The sequence below is a fragment of the Bartonella sp. AP1QHHD genome, assembly GCF_042196265.1.
Classification (GTDB): Bacteria; Pseudomonadota; Alphaproteobacteria; order Rhizobiales; family Rhizobiaceae; genus Bartonella.
Window position 1 is genome coordinate 64,365 of sequence record NZ_JBHIPW010000064.1, and the last position, 23,432, is coordinate 87,796.

The following is a 23,432-nucleotide window of genomic DNA, read 5'->3' on the forward strand; positions in this document are numbered from 1 at the left end:
GTATTCTATATAGACTACATATAGTATGCGAAAGAGGGTGATTTATTATGAAAGATAAACATATAGCTGTGTTAATGGGAGGTTTTTCTTCTGAACGGTCTATAAGTTTATCTTCGGGGGCGGCGTGTGCTGATGTTCTAGAGGTGCAGGGGTATCGCGTGAGCCGCGTGGATGTTGACGCTCATATTGCTTCTGTTCTTGAACAGTTGCAGCCCGATATTGCCTTCAATGCATTGCATGGTCCATTTGGTGAAGATGGCCGGATCCAGGGGATTCTTGAATATTTAAAAATTCCTTATACCCATTCTGGTGTGATGGCATCCGCTTTGGCAATGGATAAGGGACGTGCAAAAATTATCGTTGAAAATTTTGGGGTTTGTGTTGCTCCTTCTCGTATCATGAGCCGCTTTGCTTTGGGACAAACGCATCCCATGGAGCCTCCTTATGTAATTAAACCTGTGTGTGAAGGATCAAGTTTTGGTGTTGTCATTGTCCAGGAAAATGAAGCAGCACCGCCGCATAGTATTGGGGGAGCTGAGTGGGGGTATGCTGATGAGGTGATGATTGAAAAATATATTCCTGGTCGTGAATTGACTTGTGCTGTTTTGGGGAATGAAGTGCTGGATGTGTGTGAAATTCTTCCCGATAAACACTTTCCATTCTACGATTATGACTCGAAATATAAAACGGGTGGTTCTCTTCACATTTGTCCTGCACAACTTTCACTAAATATTTACCAAAGTGTGCAAAGAATGTCTTTAGCAGCCCATCAGGCGATAGGGTGTCGAGGTGTTAGCCGTTCTGATTTTCGTTTTGATGAGAAAACGGGAGAATTGGTTTGGCTTGAAATTAATACGCAACCCGGTATGACATCGACGTCTCTTCTTCCTGATATTGCAAAAGCGAGCGGCCGTACTTACGGCGATATTGTTCAATGGATGGTGGAGGACGCATCATGTATGCGTTGAATGTTAATAAAACAAATGTTCCGATGGAGGTGCTTTCAGTGCCGGCTTTGCCACGTCTTTATCGTCGTTTTCTCCGGTTTATGTTTGAGTTTGTTTTTGTCAATATTCATATTCCACGCCATTTCGGCTCTTTTGCTGTTGTATGGTTTTTCTTTGTTACGGCTTTTTATGGACTTTCATCAAGTGGTCAGATGGCTGTGATCGTAAATACGATCATATTGGATAGTAGTTTTGTGGTCACTCATGTCGATATAAGCGGTAATAAGCGCTTGGCAAAGCAGGATATTTTTAAAATTTTAAAACTTGATGTTGCGCCTTCTATATTCACTTTTGATGTTGAAAAAGCACGTTCTCTTTTGGAAAAACAGGCTTGGGTGCAATCGGCTAATGTTCAGAAAATTTATCCCAATAGAATGCGCATTTCCATTGTGGAGCGTGAACCCTATGCCATTTGGCAACATGATGGCATAATGGATATTGTTGATAATACAGGTCGTGTCATTGTGCCTTTTAAAGGGGAAATTGTTCGGGATTTACCTCTTGTGGTTGGGCAGGGTGCACAAAATGCTGCTAAAGTGTTTATTCAAGCGCTGTCAGTCTATCCGGAAGTATATGATCGTATTCGTGCTTTTGTGCGGGTAGGTGATCGACGTTGGGATCTTGTTTTGAATAATGGAATGCGCGTTATGTTGCCTGAAAATGGTGCTCTTGAAAGGCTTTCTTCTCTTTTTTCGTCCGGTACAATGCAAGATCTTTTATCTCGCGATATTCTCAGTGTTGATTTACGTCTTGCTGATCGAATTACTGTTTCTTTATCAGATGAAACGTTGGAGCGTTATCATACTACTGTAGCAGAAGAAGAACGTATTTTAAAAGCGCGAAAGGCAGGAAGCCTATGATGCTGCTCAGATCACATCATTTGAAGGGGCGTAAAACACGTTTTTTAACGGTACTTGATGTCGGTTCAAGTAAGATTGTTTGTCTTATTGCTTGTTTGCGTCCTTTGAAGCATGCGCACTATTTACATGGTCGTACACATTCTACGGAAATTCTAGGCTTTGGAGTGCAGCGTTCACGTGGTATTAAATCTGGTGTTGTCATGGATATGTTTGCAGCAGAACAATCCATAAGATTGGCTGTTGATGCGGCAGAAAAAATGGCGGGTTTGGTGGTGGATTCAGTGATTGTGAATTTTTCCTCAAGTCGATTACAAAGTGCTTTGATTAATGGAAAGGTCCATTTGAATGGTCGTGAAGTCACCAAGCGTGATATGCGTATGGCCTTTTCAGATGTTTCGCGTAAAGCCTTTGATGCTGAACGTCATGTTATGCACTCAGTTCCAGTTTCTTATGTATTGGATGGAGATAAAGGAATTTTTGATCCTATTGGCATGGCAGGGGAAACATTTGGTGTCGACGTGCATGTGGTAACAGCAGAAACAGCCTCTTTGCGTAATTTAGAAACTTGTATTAATCGTGCACATTTGAGTGTTGAAGCAATGGTTGCTACTCCCTTTGCAAGTGGTCTTGCTGTCTTGATGAATGATGAGGCGCGTTTAGGGGCTGCATGTATTGATTTTGGTGGTGGAACAACAACATTTTCAGTGTTTTTTGAGGGGAAATTTATTCATGCGGATGCTCTTGCTGTTGGGGGGCATCATGTGACTCTTGATGTTGCGCGCGGATTTTCTATGTCTTTAACAGAGGCGGAACGTTTAAAAGTTGTTTATGGTTCAGCACTTTTAACAAGTGCTGATGAGCGGCAAATGATTAATGTAGCAGAAATTGGGAGTGAACAGCGTGAAACTCAATATCCTCGCGCGGTTCTTGGGCGTATCATTCGTGCGCGTGTTGAAGAAATTTTAGAAATGGTCCGTGATTGTTTAAATCGTTCTGGTTTTGGTCACATCATTGGTAAACGTGTTATTTTGACTGGGGGAGCAAGCCAGTTAACAGGATTGCCAGAAATGGCACGTACTATATTAGGAAGAAATGTTCGTATCGGGCGGCCTTTAGGTATTTCGAGGCTTCCTTCTCTTGCAAAAGGGGCGGCGTTTACATCTGCTGTTGGGTTGTTAATTTATCCGCAATTGGTGGGGTTTGAAGAAAAAACAATGCAGGCGGCAGGAAATCATTTATCGATGGGCACGCGTGGATATTTTCAGCGTGTTGGTCAGTGGTTGCGTGAGAGTTTTTAGTTAAGTGTCTAGTTGGATAAATTTCATCGCTTTGGCTTGCGGTGTCTTATGAGAAGGAAAAGAAAATGACGATTAATCTGCATCGGCCAGATATCGCGGAATTGAAGCCACGCATTACCGTTTTTGGTGTTGGAGGTGGTGGCGGGAATGCCGTGAATAATATGATAAATGCTGGTCTTCAGGGAGTTGACTTTGTTGTTGCAAATACGGATGCACAGGCTTTGGCTATGTCAAAGGCTGAACGTGTTATCCAACTTGGGGCAGCTGTGACAGAAGGTTTGGGTGCTGGGGCTTTGCCGGAAGTTGGACAAGCGGCGGCGGAGGAATGTATTGATGAAATTATTGATCATCTTGCAGACTCTCATATGGTTTTCATTACTGCTGGTATGGGGGGAGGAACTGGAACAGGAGCTGCTCCCGTTGTTGCTCGCGCAGCGCGTGAAAAAGGTATTTTGACTGTTGGTGTTGTGACAAAGCCGTTTCAGTTTGAAGGCGCACGTCGTATGAAAACGGCAGAGGCTGGTATTGAAGAATTACAAAAGTCTGTCGATACATTGATTGTTATTCCCAATCAAAATCTTTTCCGTATTGCAAATGATAAGACAACGTTTGCTGATGCTTTTGCTATGGCTGACCAAGTGCTTTATTCTGGTGTTGCTTCCATTACGGATTTGATGATTAAAGAGGGTTTGATTAACCTTGATTTTGCTGATGTTCGTTCTGTTATGCACGAAATGGGTCGAGCCATGATGGGAACGGGTGAGGCATCTGGTGATGGGCGTGCTTTGGCTGCGGCTGAAGCTGCTATTGCAAACCCATTGTTGGATGATACCTCTATGCGTGGGGCGCGTGGTTTATTGATTTCTATTACGGGTGGTCGTGATATGACTCTCTTTGAAGTTGATGAAGCTGCTAATCGTATTCGTGAAGAAGTAGATGCTGATGCGAATGTGATCTTTGGCGCTATTGATGATGAGTCATTGGAAGGTGTTATTCGTGTTTCTGTGGTTGCCACCGGTATTGATCGTGAAGTTAGTGATGTGGTTCAGTCCTCTCATCCTCAGATTCAAAGGACTGCTTCTTCAATACGCAAGAGCGATCCTGGAACGTCACACAGTTCTTTTCATGTTCAATCTTCGCCTCTGCGTTCTGAGTCAATGGTAGAAGTAATCGAATCACTTGAAATAGAGAAGGGTAAATCAACCGGAGAACAGTTCCGTCCCAAAAGTCAAATTTTTGCACATCCTGCAGACTCAATGACGACACGAAGTGCGACGAATGCTGTTGCGTATGGTTCAAATGCTGTTCAGGAACAGAGATCAAATGTGCCTCGTATGCAAGTAAGCCGTGGTTCTCAACAGGCGATGACGGCTCCTGTGAGTATGGAGGCAACAGCGCATGTTCTTGATGAGATGACAGGGCTTGTGAAGCAAAAAGAAAAGCCAGTGCAACCAAAACAAATGCAAGCGCGCGCTCCAATGCGTATGCCTGAGTTAAAGGATTTTCCACCTGTTGCTCATGGACAAAGTCAAAGAACATTTGTGACTGATCAAGGTCCTCGTAATCTTTGGCAGCGTTTGAAACAGAGCTTGACACATCGTGAAGAAGCTGAGCCAGAAGCGAGGCTGGAGCCTGCTGTTAGATCGTCTCAGCAGAAAGAGTCTCATGTTTACAATAAAAATTCTCAGGCGCTTTCTCAAGATGCTTCTGTTTATGTTCCACGTCGTTCTGGTGAGCTGCATCCTCAGGTACCACAAGATCAGCGTACATTTATAAGTGAAGAAGATCAGTTGGAAATACCAGCATTTTTACGTCGTCAGGCAAATTAATTGATGAAAAATGAGGTAAAGTAAGAAATTTTATTATTTCTTTAATGATCAGACAAAAATTATACAGTAAAATATATTACTGTTTTTTGGATAAAATACTTTGTTTAAAAAAAACCGCTTATAATAAGCGGTTTTTTTTTATTATTTACTATGAATATTTTTTATAGTTTTATAAATTTTGTTAAAAGATGTACAAGCAATTTAATAACATGATATGATGAATTTAGTACCAAAATATCAGTCTACTCTTAAAAAAGCAGTAACATTTAAGGGGATTGGCGTTCACAGTGGCTGTTTGTCAGTGGTAAAGATTTGTCCAGCGGATGTTGGGTGTGGTATTGTTTTTAAGCGTTGTGGATTAGACGGAACAGAGAAAATATTTCAAGCCCATGCATCGCAAACAGGAGAAACTGAATTATCAACAGTACTTGGAGATGAAGATGTAAGGGTTGAAACAATTGAACATTTGATGGCGGCAATTGCTGCTTATAATTTGGATAATCTTGTTATTGAAGTGTCACATAATGAGATTCCTATTTTGGATGGTTCAGCGTGGCTATATTGCCAAGCTTTTGAAGATGTTGGTATTGTACAGCAAAATGCGTTGCGTTCTTATTTCATTATAAAAAAGCCGGTGCGGGTTGAAGGAGCTCATGGTGTTGCAGAGCTTTTGCCATTCGATGGACGTCGTTTTGATATAACGATCTCTTTTCCTTCTTCTGCTATTGGTAAGCAACATTTCAGTTTTGATCTTACCACACGAGGGTTTAGGGATGATTTGTCACGTGCACGCACTTTTGGTTTTATCAAAGACGTGGAGGAATTAAGGCTTTCTGGAAAGGCGAGAGGTGCTTCTTTGGAAAATTCTCTTGTTATCGACCTTAATGATAAAATTTTAAATCCCGATGGTCCTTATTGGGAGAATGAATGTGTTCGGCACAAGATGCTTGATGCGATTGGTGATACTGCTTTGCTTGGGGCACCTTTTATTGGATTATTTCGTTCTTATTGTAGTGGGCATAGAATTAATGCGCAATTGGTGAAGGCTGTTTTGGCAGACGAATCATATTATGAAAAAAGCTTTTTAGAGAAAGAGTAAAAAAATTGACAAGATTTTTTTATCGTTTATTTGATTTTTAAGGGGATGATTGACCTAAACTGCTAAATTGGTTATGTGGATTTTAAAGTGATATGGTATAAAACCTTTGATAAATTGTTTTTGCTACAAGGTGATATTCTGTGGAGGCCGGAAAAACTATGAAAAAATCTCATGTGTGCATTGGAAATATGACATATAGAAAATCTAACATTGTACGCAAGATATTGGGGGTGGTGCTTTTGGGAAGCACCTGTATGTTAGCGGGATGCCTCTTTAAAGAGAAAAATACCCTTGATCCATCTGCTTATGTTTTGAAAATAGAGCCACCAGATGTTTTATATAATCAGGCGCTTGCTAGCCTTGAAAGTGGGCGGCTTGGGGACGCATCGAAGAAGTTTTTGAAGATTGAAAAACAGTACGCTTATACAGACTGGGGACGTAAATCTTTGGTCATGGGTGCTTTTACTAATTATCGACTCGGAAAGTATGATGATTCAATTAGTATGGCTCAACGCTATATTACTCTTTATCCAGGGTCGACTGACTCGGCTTATGCATACTATATTATTGGTCTTTCTTCTTTCCGTCGGATTCCTGATGTTACGCGTGATCAACGTGACACGAAACGTGCTATTGCTGCTATGCAGCTTCTTATAGAGCGTTATCCTAATTCTGAGTATGTCAAGGATGCTAAGGATAAAATCCGTTTTGGTCGCGAACAACTGGCTGGTAAAGAAATGCAGATTGGCCGTTATTATGAAGAGGGACGGCGCTATCTTGCGGCAAGTAGACGGTTTCGTACCGTGGTTGAGGAGTATTCTGATACAAATCAAATTGAAGAAGCACTTTTCCGCTTGACTGAAGTTAATCTTGCTCTCGGCTTAACGGCGGAAGCACAGACGGCAGCAGCTATTTTAGGACGTAATTATCCCAAAAGTGAGTGGTATAAATTTTCTTATAATCTCTTGCAGAAGAATAAAATATCGCCACGTGAGCATAAATCTTCTTGGATCTCAAATGCTTTAGGTGGTGACAAGAAGAGGATACGTTGATTCTCTATGTTGGTACAGCTTTCGATTCATAATATTGTTTTGATCGAAACGCTCGATATTCATTTTACAGCGGGGTTGACGGTTTTAACTGGAGAAACGGGTGCGGGGAAGTCTATTCTCCTTGATGCTTTATCACTTGCTCTAGGGGGGCGGGGTGATGCTTCGCTTGTGCGTCATGGGGCTGACCGCGGGCAGGTCACAGCTGTTTTTGATGTGTCTGTTTCACATCCTGCACGTCAACTTATTCGTGAGAATGGTCTTGATGATGAGGGTGATATTATTTTACGACGTGTGCAATCAAGTGATGGACGTAGCCGTGTTTTTATCAATGATCAGGTGTCTAGTGTTGCATTGATGCGGAGTGTTGGCCGTTTGCTGGTTGAAATCCATGGACAACATGATGATCGTGCGCTTGTTGATGTTGCTACACATCGCCAATTATTAGATGCCTTTGGTGGTCTTGAAGATGAAGTGGAAAATTTGCGTCAGTGTTATCACTCATGGCGTGAATTTGAGGAGCGTTTGCAACGGCAGCGTCTTAAAGTAGAGAGTGCTGTACGGGAGGTTGATTATCTTCGTGCGTGTGTAGAAGAGCTTGAAAAGCTTGATTTTAAAGTTGGTGAAGAGGAAGCTCTTTCTCTTCGTCGTGCTGATATGCTTAAATTAGAAAAAATAGCAACAGATATTAAAGAAGCGGATGATCTTTTAACGGGTCAAAAATCACCAATCCCAGTGCTTTCTAATTTGGTGAGGCGTTTGGAGCGGAAAATTCCTGAGGCGCAAGAACTTATTGCACCTGTGGTGAAATCTATTGATGAGGCATTGCATGCACTTGCAACAGCACAAGAAGGTATTGAGACGGCAATACGAGCATTAGATTTTGAACCTGATGAATTGGAACGGATAGAAGAGCGTCTTTTTTCTCTTCGGGGTTTTGCTCGTAAATATCAAGTTTCTGCGGATGAATTGATTCAGTTACGCGATAAAATGGACGCAGAACTCGCTGATTTTGAAGAGGCTCAGACTATATTGACACGTTTTGAAGATGAGGCAGAGCAGGCAAAGAAAAATTATGATACATTGGCGCAAGCCTTAACAATAAAGCGTCGGGAGACAGCAAAGCATTTATCTGAAAGTGTTATGGCTGAGTTGCCGGCATTGAAGTTAGAGAGGGCTGAATTTATTGTTGAAATGCAAAGTGATGTGGAAAAGCGGAGTGCAGAGGGATGTGATCGTATTGAATATTGGGTGCGGACAAATCCTGGAACACGTGCTGGGCCGATGCTTAGTGTGGCTTCTGGCGGTGAATTATCCCGTTTTTTGCTGGCATTAAAAGTTGTTTTATCTGATCGAGGATCAGCACCGACGCTGATTTTTGATGAAATTGATACAGGTGTTGGGGGGGCTGTTGCAGCGGCTATTGGGCAACGGTTGCAACGCTTATCAGAACATGTCCAAGTTTTCGCTATTACGCATGCTCCACAGGTTGCATCGAAAGCGCATGGTCATTTTCTTATTTCAAAAATTGAGAGTCATGATAAAGGACGCTTTGTTACTGCGATTCATAAAATGAAAGAGCATGAGCGTGCAGAAGAAATTGCCCGTATGTTGGCTGGAGAACAGATTACTGAAGAAGCGCGTGCAGCGGCTCAAAAGCTTCTCGCATAAAGGTAATTAGTCAGCGATAAAAATACTAGAAAGCTTATATTTATTGAGATTCACTTGATGAGGAGGCGTGGGAGGCCCTTGTGGCAGCGCTTGTAATTTGGAATAGATTTTATGAACAAAGATGCATATAAAAATCTCACAGCTGTTGAAGCAGAACGTGAATTAGAGTGGTTGGCAAAAGAGATTGCACGTCATGATGTGCTTTATAATCGTGATGATCAGCCTGAAATTTCTGATGCAGAATATGATGCTTTACGTCGTCGTAATGCAGAAATTGAAGCTCTTTTTCCAGAGCTTATACGTATTGATTCTCCTTCACATAAAATTGGAGCACCAATTTCTGAAAAATTTGAAAAATCTGTTCATGTACAGCCTATGCTTTCACTTGATAATGCGTTTAGCTCTGAAGATGTTACTGAATTTGTTGAGCGTATTCGTCGTTTTTTACGGCTTCCAGAAACACAAGTGTTGGAAATAACAGCGGAGCCAAAAATTGATGGTTTATCTTTGTCTTTGCGGTACGAAAAGGGGCAGCTTGTGCGTGCGGCAACGCGTGGGGATGGAACTGTCGGTGAAAATGTGACGGCAAATGCCCGAACAATTGCTGATATTCCACAAGTTTTGCAAGGTGATTTTCCTGGTATCATTGAGGTGCGTGGTGAAGTTTATATGGGGCGGGAGGATTTCCAAGCACTGAATATCAGCCAACAAGAGAAGGGCAAGTTAACCTTTGCCAATCCTCGAAATGCGGCGGCTGGTTCTCTCCGTCAGCTTGATTCACGGATAACCGCTAGCAGAAAACTTCAATTTTTTGCTTATGCTTGTGGTGAGGTGAGTGAAATATTGGCAGAAAGTCAAATGGAGATGATGAAAAAGCTAAAAGAGTATGGCTTTGTTATCAATCCATTAACAAAAGTCTTTAAGACAGTAGAAGACATTATTTGCTATTATCACGATATCGAAGAATGCCGTCATTCTTTAAGCTATGATATTGATGGCATTGTTTATAAGGTCAATGATTTGATGCTCCAAAAGCGCTTGGGGTTTGTTTCTCGTTCGCCGCGTTGGGCTATCGCCCATAAATTTCCAGCAGAAAAAGCGATAGCGCTTTTGGAGAATATTGACATTCAAGTTGGGCGCACGGGAGCTTTGACACCTGTTGCACGTCTTACGCCTATTACTGTTGGTGGAGTGGTGGTGACCAATGCTAGTTTGCATAATGAGGATTATATTAAGGGAATTGGTCATAAAGGAGAGCCCATTCGTGAAGGGCGTGATATCCGTGTAGGCGATAGCGTGATTGTACAACGTGCTGGTGATGTGATCCCTCAAGTTATTGATGTTATCATTGAAAAACGCCCGAAAGATGCTGCTGTTTTTATTTTTCCTCATTTGTGTCCAGCTTGTGGGAGTCATGCTGTTCGTGAAGTGGGAGAAGCCGTGCGTCGCTGTACAGGGGGGCTTATTTGTCCTGCACAAGCAATTGAACGTATTCGTCATTTTGTTTCACGCAATGCTTTTGATATTGAGGGCTTGGGTAAAAAACAGGTAGAGTTCTTTTTCCATGTTCAAGATGAGGCGCTTTGTATTCATACACCAGCCGATATTTTTACTTTACAACGGCGCCAAGAAAAATCTTTGATACGTTTGGAAAATATGGAAGGTTTTGGTACTGTTTCAGTGCGGAAATTGTATGATGCCATTAATGCGCGCCGAGAAATTCCGTTGAGCCGTTTTTTGTTTGCATTGGGGATTCGTCATGTTGGCGAAGTGAATGCACGCCGCCTTGCACGCGCTTATAAAAATTATACAGCTTTTGAGACTGCGGCTATGGAAGCACTTATGCCATGTGATAAGGAAAATGAAGAAGGAAATGAGGCTTGGATAGAGCTTACCAATATCGAAGGAATTGGACCACAGGTAGGGAGCGCAATTGTTGATTTTTATCAAGAAGCGCATAACCGTGAGATTTTATCTGTTTTGCTTGAAGAAGTAATACCTCTTGATGAGGAGCCTATCATAGCAGATTCTTCACCAATAGCAGAGAAGATCATTGTTTTTACAGGAACTTTGGCGCATATGTCACGCGATGAAGCAAAAGCATTGGCAGAGCGATTAGGGGCTAAAACATCTGGTTCACTTTCTAAAAAAACAGATCTTCTTGTTGCAGGACCTGGAGCGGGCTCCAAGTTGGCTAAAGCTGAGGAATTAGGTGTTGAGGTTATCGATGAAGAGGCTTGGCTACAGCTGATTGAGAAACATAATGTTTAGAGGGATTTTTCCAGAAGATCGTATGCTGTTTGTATGATTATCTCTCTTACATTTTTGGGGGGATGAAATCAAAAAGGGGGATAATAGGGGCTGTTTTTTGCAAAAACAGAGCGCCATATATTTTGATATTTATTAAGTTATTAAAAATGATTAACGTTGAACTTAAATATTAAACTTAAACTATTATGATGAAGAATATACAAGGTTATTATTAGTAAAAGATATAAATTATTACTGTGAAGAAAGGTAAAATTTTTGAACAAATATGTATAATTTAATCCAAAATGCCGTAATAAACCAATTATAATGACGTAATAGAAATATAACGCGGAAGATTACAAAATATAATAAAACATTCCGCTATAAATGAATAAGGGATATAACTGCGAGTTGTTTATTATGTTGAATTATAAAAGATTACTGGTATCTATGCTTATCAGGCATTATTAGATGGTACACTTGTCCAATTTCATTACAAAATTTCGGATATTCACTAATGCGTCTAGCAGCATAATTTTTTTTCTGACTTCCTTCATCTCTCTCAAATTTCTCAGCATAGGAAATTTCGTTTATTAGAGCTAGTATTTGGACTGAGAATATTTCAGAATTAAATACCATTCGTGCATATCTAAACATTGGATCTGTCGAGTTCATGACCAGATTTTTTGCCCAAATGAAATCGCTTTCTTTCCAATTATATTGAGAACGTAACTTATGTATGTAGGTAGGTAGGGATAATGCCGGAAATTTTTTATTATACTCTCTCTGTAATAAGTCCACAAGGCATGCACACCAAACAACTTTCGCATGGATAAGATTTATATTTTCAGGAATTAGCACTATCATACCAGGGTTTAGAACATGATATACACCATAACTCTTATTATCCAGATATTTTTTCGCAATTTCTAGACGCTCTTCGTATATATTATCAGGATATTGTGTCTTTACGTACTCTTCGTATAATTTATCGTACTTATTTGGAGTAATGACTTGATTTTCAGAAAATACAGCAATAGGAACTCGCTTAAATTTAGTAATTTCCTTCAATACAGAAGGCCCAATATAGTATCCAAAAATAATATTATGGAACAAAATAAAACTATACGCATTAGGATAATCACTTTATTTCTAAAATACTGGATAAGGATATAGCTTATTAAGATCTGTGCTTAAGATTTTGTTAACTAACAAGCCATAAGATACACGCTTTATTGTGTCTTTTTCAAAGTATTTGTGAAATTTTGTAGAGAGCTTGAATCTCCTTTACTTATGTGACTGTTTTTGTGTTATGTAGTTTTTCATATACTCTGTTATTGTTGTTAATTTTTTAGCTGAATGACATGTTCAGGTAAAAACATATACCTCCATATATGTTGTTTTCATACTGTGCAGTTGGAAACTATTTATATTGTGGATAACGTTTTTCAACAATAAGTAATAGTCTAGAAAATAATATTGTACTGTTAACTATGCAAATAAATAAAAAACCTTAACGCTGATGTTATCATCATGCTATTTCTTTTAAATTCTAAATACTTAACTTTTATTTCATAGCAGATTCTATTTTATTGTAGCAATATGTATTATAAGGAATTACAGCTGTTGAAAATAACTCAAGAATTTAAAAATATAAATTATCATTATGAAGCAAACAAAAAGGTAAAATTTATTCGAATAAATATGCAGAATTTTTGAATCCAAACAGCGTAATAAGCTGGTTATAATAGGTGTTTTAGAAATACGATGCGGAGGATTACAAAATATAACGAAAGTTTCCATATAAAAGAAATAGGGATATAATAATGTCTAGATGGAGATCGCCAAGATAAGTATTACCACGTATAGGTGTATCTCATCTTGCTTCACCGAGGTTAGCGTTTACCGTACCAGCAAAAAACTTGAAGTATCTTGTAGAAATATTTTTTGTATTTCCTGATGCAGATACATATTTTTCCCTTAAAAAGAGAAGATCCTGTGTTTTGTAGAAAGAGTAAAAGTTATACGTTGCTTCATTTAAAGGGGCATTGTTGCTTCTTTTGCCCATTTTTTATCTTCTTCGTTCAAGTAAGGTGCATTCATCTGATAAACGCGCGCATGGTAATCATTGAGCCATTGTCGTTCTTCTTGTGTCAAAAGCTCTGGAAGGATTAACCGTCGATCAATGGGGCAAAGTGTGAGTGTTTCGAACGAGAGCATTTCTATATCTCCACCATCAATTTTTTGTGCTGGCTTCACAATCATCAAATTTTCAAGACGGATACCAAAAGCGCCTTCGCGGTAATAGCCTGGCTCGTTTGAAAGAATCATACCGGAGATGAGTTCTTGGCACCCTTTGCGAGAAATATTTTGCGGTCCTTCATGGACAGAAAGATAAGATCCAACACCATGACCGGTGCCATGGGCATAATCAAAACCAGCTTTCCACAATGCAATGCGTGCAAGAGAATCAAGGTCTTGTCCTCGTGTGCCTTTTGGAAATCTGATAGTTGAAAGAGCAATCATGCCTTTGAGGACAAGCGTAAAACAGTGTTTTTCTTCTTCTCCAATATTCCCAATTGCTACGGTGCGTGTGACATCAGTCGTACCATCACGATATTGTCCACCTGAATCAACGAGGTAAAGTTCACCGGCTTTGAGTTGTTTATTTGTTTGCGTTGTTACACGATAATGAATAATGGCACCATTTTCTCCTGCTGCTGAAATTGTATCAAAAGAAAGATCTTTAAGTTTTTCTCCCATTTCTTTTGCTGTATTTATGCGAAATTCTTCTAATTTTTGAGCAGCGGAAATTTCACTTATTGACCCTGGTATTTGTTTATCTAACCAAGAAAAAAAACGGGTTAGGGCAACACCATCGCGTAGATGCGCTTTGCGTGCGCCATAGAGTTCTGTGTCATTTTTAATGGCACGTGGTAGAGCAGCAGGATCAGTAAGTGTGATAAAAGAGCTATTTTTTTCTTCAATAACAGTTCGTAATTTTTCGCATGTTAGCTGTGGATCTAAGGCAAACACTGTCCCTTTTTGAACATACTCTTTGATCTTGGGAATAAGCTGTTCTGGTTCATATAATTTTGCATAACGTTCTAGATATTGTTTCTGTTCTACACCAAGTTTTTTGTTGTCAATGAATAAAGCTGGTGTTTCGTTAAGTGGAATGAGAGCAAAACAAAGGGAAAAAGGCGTGTTGGAAACATCATTGCCCCGTATGTTGAATGTCCATGCAATGGAAGAGGGGTCTGTAAAAATAAAAGCATTTGCATGAGTTTGCTGTATATCTTTGTAAATCAAAGCGAGTTTTTCATTTGTATCGCACCCAGCATATTTGAGAGGGTGAATTGATAAGGCAGATTGTGGTAATTTTGGTTGATTATGCCAGAGCAGATCAATGGGATTATGTTGAACTTCTACAAGTTTTCCACCTGCTTTCATTTCTAATGCATTTCTCAATGCATCGGTGGCAGCAATCGTGTGGAGCCATGGATCAAAGCCAATAGAAAGTTTTTGACCATTTTTTTCAAGCCATTGTGAGGGAGGACAAGTTATGAGATCTTCATAATTAAAAATATCAGGATCAGTTTGTTGGCGAACTTGGAGCTTATATCGCCCATCTGTAAATATGATGGCTTTGTTTTTTAAAATCAGTGCAATCCCAGCTGAGCCAGTAAAGCCGGTTAGCCAGCTAAGACGTTGAGCATGAGGGGGGACATATTCTCCTTGATGCTCATCGCACCGCGGAACAAGAAAACCATCGAGTCCAAGGTGATTGAGTTCTTTACGAAGGCAAGAAATGCGTTCTGCTGCATAAGCAGGATTTGTTGTCGCCTCAAAAGATTGATACATAACGACGTCCTTTTCTTTTATTTTATTTTATTTCAGGTGTATCGTAACCCATCCTTGCCGGTGGTATGTTTCGATATGCTTCAGTCCTTGTTTTATATAAGTCTCCAAAACATGGGCATGTTGTTCTTCAAGAATTCCAGAGAGTATAAGTGATCCCTCTTTTTGAAGTGCCGTTACCACTTCTTGCGCAAGTTCAATAAGCGGATTAGCAAGGATATTGGCAACAATGAGATCAAAAGGGGCTCGTGATGCAATTGCATCATGGGCAAAACCTGTTGCTGTAATAGCTGTAACAAATTCATTGACATCATTGAATTCGATATTGTGTTGTGCAACTTGAACAGCAATTGGGTCAATATCGGATGCAAGCACAGTAATTGGTTTGAGCATTGCTATGCCAATGGCTAGTACACCGCTCCCAGTACCAAGATCAAGGGCATTTTGGGGATTTTCGTGTTTCATGACTTTGGCGATCATTTCTAAACAACCGGCTGTTGTTCCATGATGTCCGGTGCCAAAAGCTTGATTAGCTTCAATTTCAATAGGGAGAACATTTGCTGGAATGGCGTTTCGGTTGTGACTTCCATGAAGGAAAAAAGGACCAGCTTGCACAGGTTTTAGTCCTTCTAGGCTTTTTTGTACCCAATCAATGTTGGGTAAAATTTCCATATTAATTTTATCAAAATCTATAGAAAGAATTTTGGCAAAACGTTTCAATGCGTTCTCTTGATTGTCTTGATCGACATATAGAGAAAGCTCATATACAGCATTTTGTTCATCTATCTCTGTAAGAGCAAGAGGATAACCTTCTTCGTCAAAGGCTGTTTCTATAAGGGTATAGAACCGTTCTGCTTCATTTTTAGAAGCAGTATAATAGAGGCGAATTTGTTGCGACATGCTGTTCTTTCTTTTGATCGGCTTTTTTTAGTTTAAGATGAGTTTTTTTAACCGTTCAATGGCGATTTCATCTTTTAATTCGCTATCGCTTTCTTTCGTGTCATAACGGATAACGCCAGCTAATTTTCCACCTTTTTTGAGTAAAAAAACTGCTGCTGTATGGTTATATGTATAGTTTCCATCTGTTTCAGGAACTTTTTCAGCAACGATGTTGAAAGAATTGACCATTTTATGAACTTTATCAGGATCTCCACTAATGCCAACAATTTTATTGTTAAAATTACTGAGATAATCATGGAGTACTTTTGGTGTGTCACGTTCAGGATCAACAGTCACAAACCATATACCTAATTTATCAGCTTCAGGACCAAGGGCTGTAAGCCATCGATCAAGATTCATCAGTGTGGTAGGGCAGCTTTCAGGACACATAGTGAAGCCGAAAAAAATTATTGAAGGCTTGCTTCGAACATCAGCCTCAGTAATATTTTTCCCATTAGAATCAGTGAGAGTAAAGTTATCACCTAAAGGCTTATTTGTCAGCGTATCATAACTAAAAACACCTGCAAGAAATATGATTGTCAGCCCCAAGATGCGTATTACATTTTTCATAGTTTGACTCTCTTAGATAGATCGAGAAATTGTAACATCGGCAGGTTTGTTTTGCAATGTTTGTTTCATGGTTGATTTTATTGGCTTGATTGGTATGTCTTTCCATATCTATTGATGAAACATTGGTGAAAGATGTATGAATATTGAGAAAGATCTTCGATTTCATGAAAGTGAGCCTCGTATCCATACGACAGCGCGGCTGCATGGTTGTAAATTAGGGCGCTATGTGGAAATTAATGAGCGGGTGATTTTACGGGATGTAACCGTTGGAGATTTTTCTTATTTAGAGCGTAATAGTGAGGCTATTTATAGCGATATTGGGCGCTTTTGTTCTATTGCATCTCATGTACGGATGAATGCGTTGGAGCATCCTATGGAGCGCGTTTCAACGCATAAAATAACCTATCGTCCAAACGAATATTTTCGTTATATGGCATTAGATAGTGGTTTTCGTGAAAGGCGTTGTGCAAAACGTGTTATTATTGGGCATGATGTGTGGATTGGATATGGTGCGGTTATTATGCCTGGGGTGACAATTGGTCATGGCGCTATCATTGGCGCGAACGCTGTTATAACGAAAGATGTTTTGCCATATACGATTGTTGTTGGGGTGCCTGCTAAACGGTTGCGGATGCGTTTTCCCAATCATGTCATAGAATGCCTTTTAGATATGGCTTGGTGGGATTGGCCGCTTGATAAAATTCACAACGCATTGCCTGATATGCAAAATTTGCCCATTGAAGCTTTTGTTCGTAAATGGAAATGACATTCAGAATAAAATAAAGTGGTTTCTTGAAAAAACTGATCGTGGTTTACTTGTAATTAAGCTTTGTTTACAAAATTGTCTAGTACACGCTTTTCTCCGGCTTTTTCGAACATTATTGTCAATTTATGATCGTCTATTGTTGTAATACGACCATAACCAAATTTTATGTGAAAAATCCGATCATTGACAGAAAAATCTGATGGTACATGAGAGATTGATTGAGAGATAACTTTCCCTTCAATATTCTTGTTTTTTTGTGCACGCTTTTGTCTTGCTGTTGCATAGTCACTATAAAAGGAATCGTGATGTTGAAAGGAAGATTTTCCATAACCACCATAGGATGTTTCCATTTCTACAACTTCTATATGTTCTGCTGGTAATTCATCTAGAAAACGGGAGGGAAGAGCAGGTTGCCAAAGTCCATGAATTCTTCGATTCGATACAAACCATATATGCAAATATTTTTTTGCTCTTGTTAGACCTACGTAAGCAAGGCGCCGTTCTTCTTCTAATCCTGAACGTCCACCTTCATCTAATGAGCGTTGGTGGGGAAAGAGTCCTTCTTCCCAACCTGGAAGGAAAACTGTTTCAAATTCAAGTCCTTTGGCTGAATGAAGTGTCATGATGTTGACTGCATCCATATTTTCATTATTTTCCGTTTCCATAACGAGTGCAACATGTTCCAAAAAACTTTGAAGATTTTCAAATTGTTCCATGGAACGAATCATTTCTTTAAGATTTTCTAGTCTTGTAGGAGCCTCTGGTGAACGATCTTCTAACCACATGGTTGTATAACCAGAATCATCAAGGACGATCTCGGCAAGTTCTCTATGAGGAGTGTCTTGAAGCATATTTTGCCAGCGGCGGAAGTTTTCAATAAGGCTTCGTAACGCACTGCGTGCCTTAGGCTTTAATTCATCTGTTTCAATGATGTCAGCGGCAGCAGAAAAGAGAGGAACAGCACGTGCACGTGCACTCTCATAAAGAATGCGCAGGGTTGCATCTCCTATGCCGCGTTTTGGTGTATTAATAACACGCTCAAAAGCTAAATCATCAGTAGGTTGGACAACAACGCGTAAATAAGCCATGGCATCACGTATTTCCATTCGCTCATAAAAACGAGGACCACCAATGACGCGATAATTAAGGCCAAGTGTTACAAAACGATCTTCAAATTCACGCATTTGAAATGATGCGCGTACCAATATAGCCATATGATTTAATGCATGACCGGTTTGTTGTGCGCGTTCGATTTCTTCTCCGATTGCTCGTGCTTCTTCTGCCGAATCCCATGCTGAATGAATTTTTACCTTTTCTTCCTCACTCTTTATTTGAGCAGAAAAAAGGACTTTTCCCAGTCTTTCTTCATTATGAGCAATGAGATGGGAGGCGGTTTTAAGAATATGAGATGTTGAGCGATAATTGCGTTCTAGACGAATAATTTTAGCAGAAGGAAAATCTTTTTCAAAACGTAATATGTTTTCGACTTTTGCACCACGCCATCCATAAATGGATTGATCATCATCACCAACACAACAAAGATTAACATGTTGACCTTGAGGATGTTGGGCCAAAAGGCGAAGCCAAAGATATTGTGCTGTATTTGTATCCTGATATTCATCGACAAGAATATAACGAAATTGAGAATGGTATTCGCGAAGAATATCTGGATTATGTTGGAAGATAGAGATAGAATGAAGTAGAAGGTCACCAAAATCACAAGCATTAAGATTTTTTAATCGATTTTGATAACTGTGATAAAGTTCACGTCCCATGCCGTTACCAAAGGAATGAGCATCACTTTTTGAGATATGTGTTGGTGAAAGTCCTTGATTTTTCCAAGAATCAATCATCATGGCAAGGTTTCGTGCGGGCCAACGCTTATCGTCTAATCCTTCAGCTTGAATAAGTTGTTTTAAAAGTCGAAGAACATCATCGCTATCGAGAATTGTAAAGTTTCTTTTTAAATCAACAAGCTCTGCGTGACGGCGTAAAATTTTAGCTCCAGTGGAATGAAAGGTTCCAAGCCAAGGCATACCTTCAACAACTTCTCCAATAAGTTCACCAATACGTATTTTCATTTCACGTGCTGCTTTGTTGGTGAAAGTGACAGCAAGTATTTGCTGAGGAGAGGCAAGTCCAGAGCGTAAAATGTGAGAAATACGGGTTGTTAAAACGCGCGTTTTTCCTGTACCAGCACCTGCAAGAACTAAAAGAGGCCCCTCAGTATTCATAACAGCTTGTTGCTGTTCTGGATTGAGTTGTTCTAAATAGTCTGTGTTATATGATTTTTGTTCTTTTAGAGTATGGGAGAAAAAATCAGAGCTCTTCTTATCATGGTCTGGAGGGGAATCTTCTTCAAAGAAAGGTATGGTGTGATCAGAAAAATTACTCATTATATCTCTTTTGTAGTCTTTTTTTCATTGAAGTTCTAGATTAAAAAAAACTTCTCTTAAAAAGTCACAACAGTTTCAGTTGAACAGACAGAAAGAGAACGTAAAAAAATAAGCACAAACATTAAAGGCGTTGGGTGAGAACGCTTTGAAGGGCATAAACGCGTAACGAAGCCGAAAGATTTACTTGTTGTGGTCTTTTGCTATCAATATCGGTAATAATAAAGGCTAAAGATTGTCCTTTTTTGCGGGCTATATCTTTTAGAATATCTAAAAATGGTGGTTCTAAAGAGACGCTTGTTGCGTGTCCATCAACGCGAACAGATATCTTTCGTGGAATGACTTTTGACCAATCGATAGAATTATTTTCGTGCATTTTTCCACCTTTATTCGTCGTTTCGCAAACGATTTTGATCAAGAAATTTTTGCATTTTTAAAGATTTTTGCTGCTCAAAATTTTTTTCAGTTTTTGTTCGTCCAAAACGATAACGATTTTGCTCAGCACAAAGAGATTTTTCTGTAAGTTTTTTTTGTTTTCGAAATTGGCGAAGATTAATCAATTCAGTCATGAGAAAAATTATTTTTTCCGAAAGGAATCTAAAGAAACAACATCAGCACTTTGATTTTGTTTTGCATCGTTATTTGAAGGTTCTTTATTTGTACTGAGATTTTGTTCTTTTGTAAGCGTATTTTCTTTTTTTTGTTTGTTTGATAAGGTAATGGGCGTAGTTGAGGTATTTTCTGAATTTTCACTTTCTCCAGAGGTCAGATTTGAGGGCAGATCAAATGCTGCTTCAAATGCTGCTACAGGATCGTAAAAGACCTGAATGGAAGTAAAAGGAATCACGAGCTTTTCGGTTATTTCCCTGAAAGAGAGAGTTACTTCGAAAGCTGTTTCTGAAACACTGAGATCTCTAAATTGATGCTGTAAGACGATTGTCATTTGCTCGGGATAGCGATTTTTTAGCCGAGGAGAAATTTTAACGCCTGGGGCATTTGTCAAAAAAGTTATAAAAAAATGATGATTTCCCGGAAGACCTGCTTTGGCAACTTCCGATAAAACTTTACGGATAACTCCACGAAGCGCATCCTGAACGAGAATATCGTAACGGATTTGATCTTTAACCATCGAAGTTTATTCCTTTTATTTCACGTAGCAGAATGGGGCGTATTGATATTGTGTGATAGAATATATTTTAAATTAGCAGATTTTTTCTACGATGCACCTCAATAAATCGAATAAATACGAAACTCTATGGTAAATAATGTCTGATAATGTCTGAAAGATCAATCAACAACATTTAAAAAAGTGAAGGCTTCTGTTGCCAGGTGCCTCCGAACCCCGCTTAAACCTGCGACGGTTTAAGGCTCAAATTGAAACATTCACACCACCTTAAGCGGCGAGACGTGCTTCCGCATAGTTGTCATTTGCAACTACTCATTTAGCCCGATAACGGTGGTACAATGCCGAGTAAAAGAGCGATCTTTACACCCTTGTCGATCCTATTTCGCCCCCACCAAAATATAACTTTGGTTTCTTATATTTTGGTGGAGGCGCCGGGTACCGCCCCCGGGTCCAATAGGTTTATTTCACCGTCCATTTATTACCATAGCTGGTAAACCAGCCCTCTAAATATAGATGAAGAACAGTCTTAGGAAAAGGGGGGGTTGTTAATATTTTTAATCCTCTAATTATTTATGGAGCTATATGGTGCGGCTGTAAAATATAGTCCGCTCATTTTTGGAGAGGAGATGATGCAAAATGACAAATAATTTAGCAGATATTAAACTATATGATTCAAATCCCGATGAAGCAGCAGTAGAACGACTTAGCCGTCGTTTAGCTTTGGTGATGAAAAAGCAGGATGCGGCGCTTGTTGCTACGTCGGATCCAAAAGAGTTAGAACGTGTTGAAAAATGGGTTCAAGATGTTTTAGAAGCTGATGAGAAGAGTGCTAAAAGGGCTGTTTCAAAAGTGGCTGAGATGATGTCTGGAGAGCGTAGAAAAAGTCGTATGACTTTTTATTATCTAGTTGCTAAGCAACTTAATGCACTTCATAAAATTTAAACAATATTAAATTTGTGATAATGATAAAAAAAGCCCAATTTTTTGGGCTTTTTCGTTGATAAAAAGGATTAATGTTTTTCATCCTCTTGGAGGTAGCCTCCTTTACGCATACTTGGGACAAAGAGAAGAGCAATGAATGCCATGATCATCACGACGGTTATATAAAAATAAAAGAGTGATTCATAACCGTACTTTTTTAATCCAAGCGCAACGTATTCAGCAGAACCACCAAATAAGGCGTTACCAATGGCATGAGAGATGCTAACGCCTAATGCGCGTATTGAAGAGGGAAACATTGCTGATTTTACGACACCAGAGATGGATGTATACATGCTCATAATGAAGAGCAAGCCAATAATGACGGAAAAGGCAATCCATATACTATGCGTATTACCGATTATCCAGAGTCCAGGAAATGTAAAGATGACAGAGAGTATACTCCAAATGATAAGTAAAGTTTTTGTTCCAATTTTATCGGCTATGATACCAGCTATGGGTTGGAATAGGATGAAAATAAATAGTACAGCTGTCATAATCGTTGTTGCGGTATGTTTATCAAAGCCGGTAGTTGTGATCAGATATTTTTGCATATAAGTCGTAAAGGTGTAAAATGTGAGTGATCCTCCTGATGCAAAGCATGCAATTACGACAACGGCTTTTGTATGCTTGGTGAGTAGTTCCTTAAGACTGCCAGAGTGTTTGTGAGAGCGGCTTTCTTTCGTGGTTGTTTCGTGGAGAGAACGACGCAGATAAATCGCAATCACTGCCCCGAATCCACCAATTACAAAAGGAATGCGCCATCCCCATGCTTTTAACTGATCTTCAGAGAGATAAGATGCTAGAATAAATATAATGAAGCTGGCAAGAAGTTGACCTGTAATAAGGGTGGCAGATTGGAAAGAAGCAAAAAGCCCACGATGTTTTTTGAGGGCAACTTCGCTCATATAAGTGGCTGCTGTACCATATTCACCACCCGCTGAAAGTCCTTGCATCATCCGAGCTAAAAGTAAAAGGATTGCTGATGTTATTCCTAAGGTTTCATAGGTGGGAAGTATGGCGATGAAAAAAGAGCCACCACACATCATAAAAATGGATATAAGCATCGAGCGTTTACGTCCATAACGATCGGCGACAAACCCTAAAAACCAAGCTCCAATAGGGCGCATAAGAAAGCCAATAAAAAACACACCTGCGGTTTTTAACAGTGGCGTAATCGTATCACCATCGGAGGGAAAGAATTGTGATGCAAAATAAATTGATGTAAATGAGTAAACGTAAAAATCATACCATTCTACGAGATTTCCTGATGCGCTTGCTATAATAGAAAAAACACGTTTTCTTGCATCCTGTGATGCTGAAGTTGTTTCATTTTTCATGAATTGTTCCCCTTTTGGATTTATAGTTCATATTTTCTAAACATAATTGTTTATGATTTCCAGAAAAATTCAATTGTATTACAACAATTTCTTAGGGAAACTCTTTAAGATGATTTATTAGAGTTATGTTGTCATTCGTTTTAAGATTTTTACTTGTGTTGTAGAATAAAAATTTATCACATTGCATTTAAAGGGAGAGAATATTGAAAAGTAGATCAAGATACCTTTAAACTTTATGAGAAGAATGCAATTATTGGCATAATACCGGAAGATCATAGAAGAGATGGTCTTTATGAGCAGAAAGCCCCAAAACTGAAAATATTTCAAAAAGCTTAAGTAATGTAAAAGGGGATTTTGTGTCCTTACTTGTCTTATTGTATCATAACACATCATCAT

19 protein-coding genes and 1 other RNA gene are annotated in these 23,432 nt (G+C 39.3%); 10 read left to right on the top strand and 10 right to left on the bottom strand.

All coding sequences use genetic code 11. From position 1 onward, the window contains the following. Positions 1-47 precede the first annotated feature (47 nt). From ACFIME_RS06195 to ligA, 8 genes are all read left to right on the top strand, one after another. Positions 48-968 (top strand): D-alanine--D-alanine ligase, encoded by a 921-nt coding sequence (locus tag ACFIME_RS06195; RefSeq protein WP_375662083.1) that lies wholly within the window; start codon positions 48-50, stop codon positions 966-968. Beyond that, on the top strand, positions 956-1,867 hold the full coding sequence (locus tag ACFIME_RS06200; protein ID WP_375684656.1) for a cell division protein FtsQ/DivIB: 912 nt from the start codon (positions 956-958) through the stop codon (positions 1,865-1,867). The genes ACFIME_RS06195 and ACFIME_RS06200 overlap by 13 nt, the downstream gene beginning before the upstream one ends. After that, entirely contained in the window at positions 1,864-3,165 is a 1,302-nt protein-coding gene (gene ftsA / locus ACFIME_RS06205; RefSeq protein WP_375613372.1) for a cell division protein FtsA, read from the top strand. The genes ACFIME_RS06200 and ftsA overlap by 4 nt, the downstream gene beginning before the upstream one ends. A gap of 65 nt (positions 3,166-3,230) precedes the next feature. Beyond that, positions 3,231-4,994, top strand: coding sequence for a cell division protein FtsZ (gene ftsZ, locus ACFIME_RS06210; RefSeq protein ID WP_375632991.1), 1,764 nt, complete (start codon positions 3,231-3,233; stop codon positions 4,992-4,994). Positions 4,995-5,208: 214 nt separating this feature from the next. Beyond that, positions 5,209-6,093: a UDP-3-O-acyl-N-acetylglucosamine deacetylase gene (gene lpxC / locus ACFIME_RS06215; RefSeq protein WP_375632989.1), complete on the top strand. Its 885-nt coding sequence runs from the start codon at positions 5,209-5,211 to the stop codon at positions 6,091-6,093. Positions 6,094-6,251: 158 nt separating this feature from the next. Beyond that, the gene (locus tag ACFIME_RS06220; protein WP_375632987.1) at positions 6,252-7,145 is read left to right on the top strand and encodes an outer membrane protein assembly factor BamD; all 894 of its coding nucleotides are present in this window, start codon (positions 6,252-6,254) and stop codon (positions 7,143-7,145) included. A gap of 6 nt (positions 7,146-7,151) precedes the next feature. Continuing rightward, positions 7,152-8,813 carry a DNA repair protein RecN gene (gene recN / locus ACFIME_RS06225; protein WP_375655100.1) on the top strand — a complete coding sequence of 554 codons (1,662 nt, stop codon included), beginning with the start codon at positions 7,152-7,154 and terminating at the stop codon, positions 8,811-8,813. A 111-nt stretch (positions 8,814-8,924) separates the two neighbouring features. Further along, positions 8,925-11,084 (top strand): NAD-dependent DNA ligase LigA, encoded by a 2,160-nt coding sequence (gene ligA / locus ACFIME_RS06230; RefSeq protein ID WP_375662084.1) that lies wholly within the window; start codon positions 8,925-8,927, stop codon positions 11,082-11,084. Between the two features lie 417 nt (positions 11,085-11,501). Here ligA and ACFIME_RS06235 read toward each other — a convergent pair whose 3' ends face one another. The 4 genes from ACFIME_RS06235 to ACFIME_RS06250 all read right to left on the bottom strand — a co-directional run bounded on the left by ACFIME_RS06235 (position 11,502) and on the right by ACFIME_RS06250 (position 16,433). Continuing rightward, a complete protein-coding gene (locus tag ACFIME_RS06235) occupies positions 11,502-12,134 on the bottom strand; it encodes a hypothetical protein (protein ID WP_375662085.1) in 633 nt (210 codons plus the stop codon). A gap of 966 nt (positions 12,135-13,100) precedes the next feature. Continuing rightward, on the bottom strand, positions 13,101-14,927 hold the full coding sequence (locus ACFIME_RS06240) for an aminopeptidase P family protein (protein ID WP_375684657.1): 1,827 nt from the start codon (positions 14,925-14,927) through the stop codon (positions 13,101-13,103). 27 nt (positions 14,928-14,954) lie between these two features. Continuing rightward, positions 14,955-15,824, bottom strand: coding sequence for a 50S ribosomal protein L11 methyltransferase (locus tag ACFIME_RS06245; protein ID WP_375684658.1), 870 nt, complete (start codon positions 15,822-15,824; stop codon positions 14,955-14,957). 27 nt (positions 15,825-15,851) lie between these two features. After that, complete coding sequence (locus tag ACFIME_RS06250) at positions 15,852-16,433, bottom strand: SCO family protein (protein ID WP_375662088.1); 582 nt, start codon at positions 16,431-16,433, stop codon at positions 15,852-15,854. A 136-nt stretch (positions 16,434-16,569) separates the two neighbouring features. On the opposite strand from ACFIME_RS06250, the gene ACFIME_RS06255 reads away from it, so the two are divergent. Next, positions 16,570-17,199, top strand: a complete 630-nt coding sequence (locus ACFIME_RS06255) for a DapH/DapD/GlmU-related protein (RefSeq protein ID WP_375632975.1) — start codon at positions 16,570-16,572, stop codon at positions 17,197-17,199. 56 nt (positions 17,200-17,255) lie between these two features. Here ACFIME_RS06255 and ACFIME_RS06260 read toward each other — a convergent pair whose 3' ends face one another. From ACFIME_RS06260 to ssrA, 5 genes are all read right to left on the bottom strand, one after another. Further along, on the bottom strand, positions 17,256-19,595 hold the full coding sequence (locus tag ACFIME_RS06260; protein WP_375684659.1) for an ATP-dependent helicase: 2,340 nt from the start codon (positions 19,593-19,595) through the stop codon (positions 17,256-17,258). Between the two features lie 121 nt (positions 19,596-19,716). Beyond that, entirely contained in the window at positions 19,717-19,968 is a 252-nt protein-coding gene (locus ACFIME_RS06265; RefSeq protein ID WP_273788067.1) for a ribbon-helix-helix domain-containing protein, read from the bottom strand. 10 nt (positions 19,969-19,978) lie between these two features. After that, complete coding sequence (locus tag ACFIME_RS06270; protein ID WP_375684660.1) at positions 19,979-20,161, bottom strand: DUF4169 family protein; 183 nt, start codon at positions 20,159-20,161, stop codon at positions 19,979-19,981. 8 nt (positions 20,162-20,169) lie between these two features. Further along, on the bottom strand, positions 20,170-20,721 hold the full coding sequence (locus ACFIME_RS06275; protein WP_375612012.1) for an SspB family protein: 552 nt from the start codon (positions 20,719-20,721) through the stop codon (positions 20,170-20,172). Between the two features lie 179 nt (positions 20,722-20,900). Beyond that, positions 20,901-21,257: a transfer-messenger RNA gene (gene ssrA / locus ACFIME_RS06280) on the bottom strand. Positions 21,258-21,354: 97 nt separating this feature from the next. Here ssrA and ACFIME_RS06285 point away from each other — a divergent pair. Continuing rightward, positions 21,355-21,660, top strand: coding sequence for a DUF2853 family protein (locus ACFIME_RS06285; protein ID WP_375662090.1), 306 nt, complete (start codon positions 21,355-21,357; stop codon positions 21,658-21,660). Positions 21,661-21,728: 68 nt separating this feature from the next. Here ACFIME_RS06285 and ACFIME_RS06290 read toward each other — a convergent pair whose 3' ends face one another. Continuing rightward, the gene (locus ACFIME_RS06290) at positions 21,729-23,036 is read right to left on the bottom strand and encodes an MFS transporter (protein ID WP_375684661.1); all 1,308 of its coding nucleotides are present in this window, start codon (positions 23,034-23,036) and stop codon (positions 21,729-21,731) included. Positions 23,037-23,432: the final 396 nt, after the last annotated feature.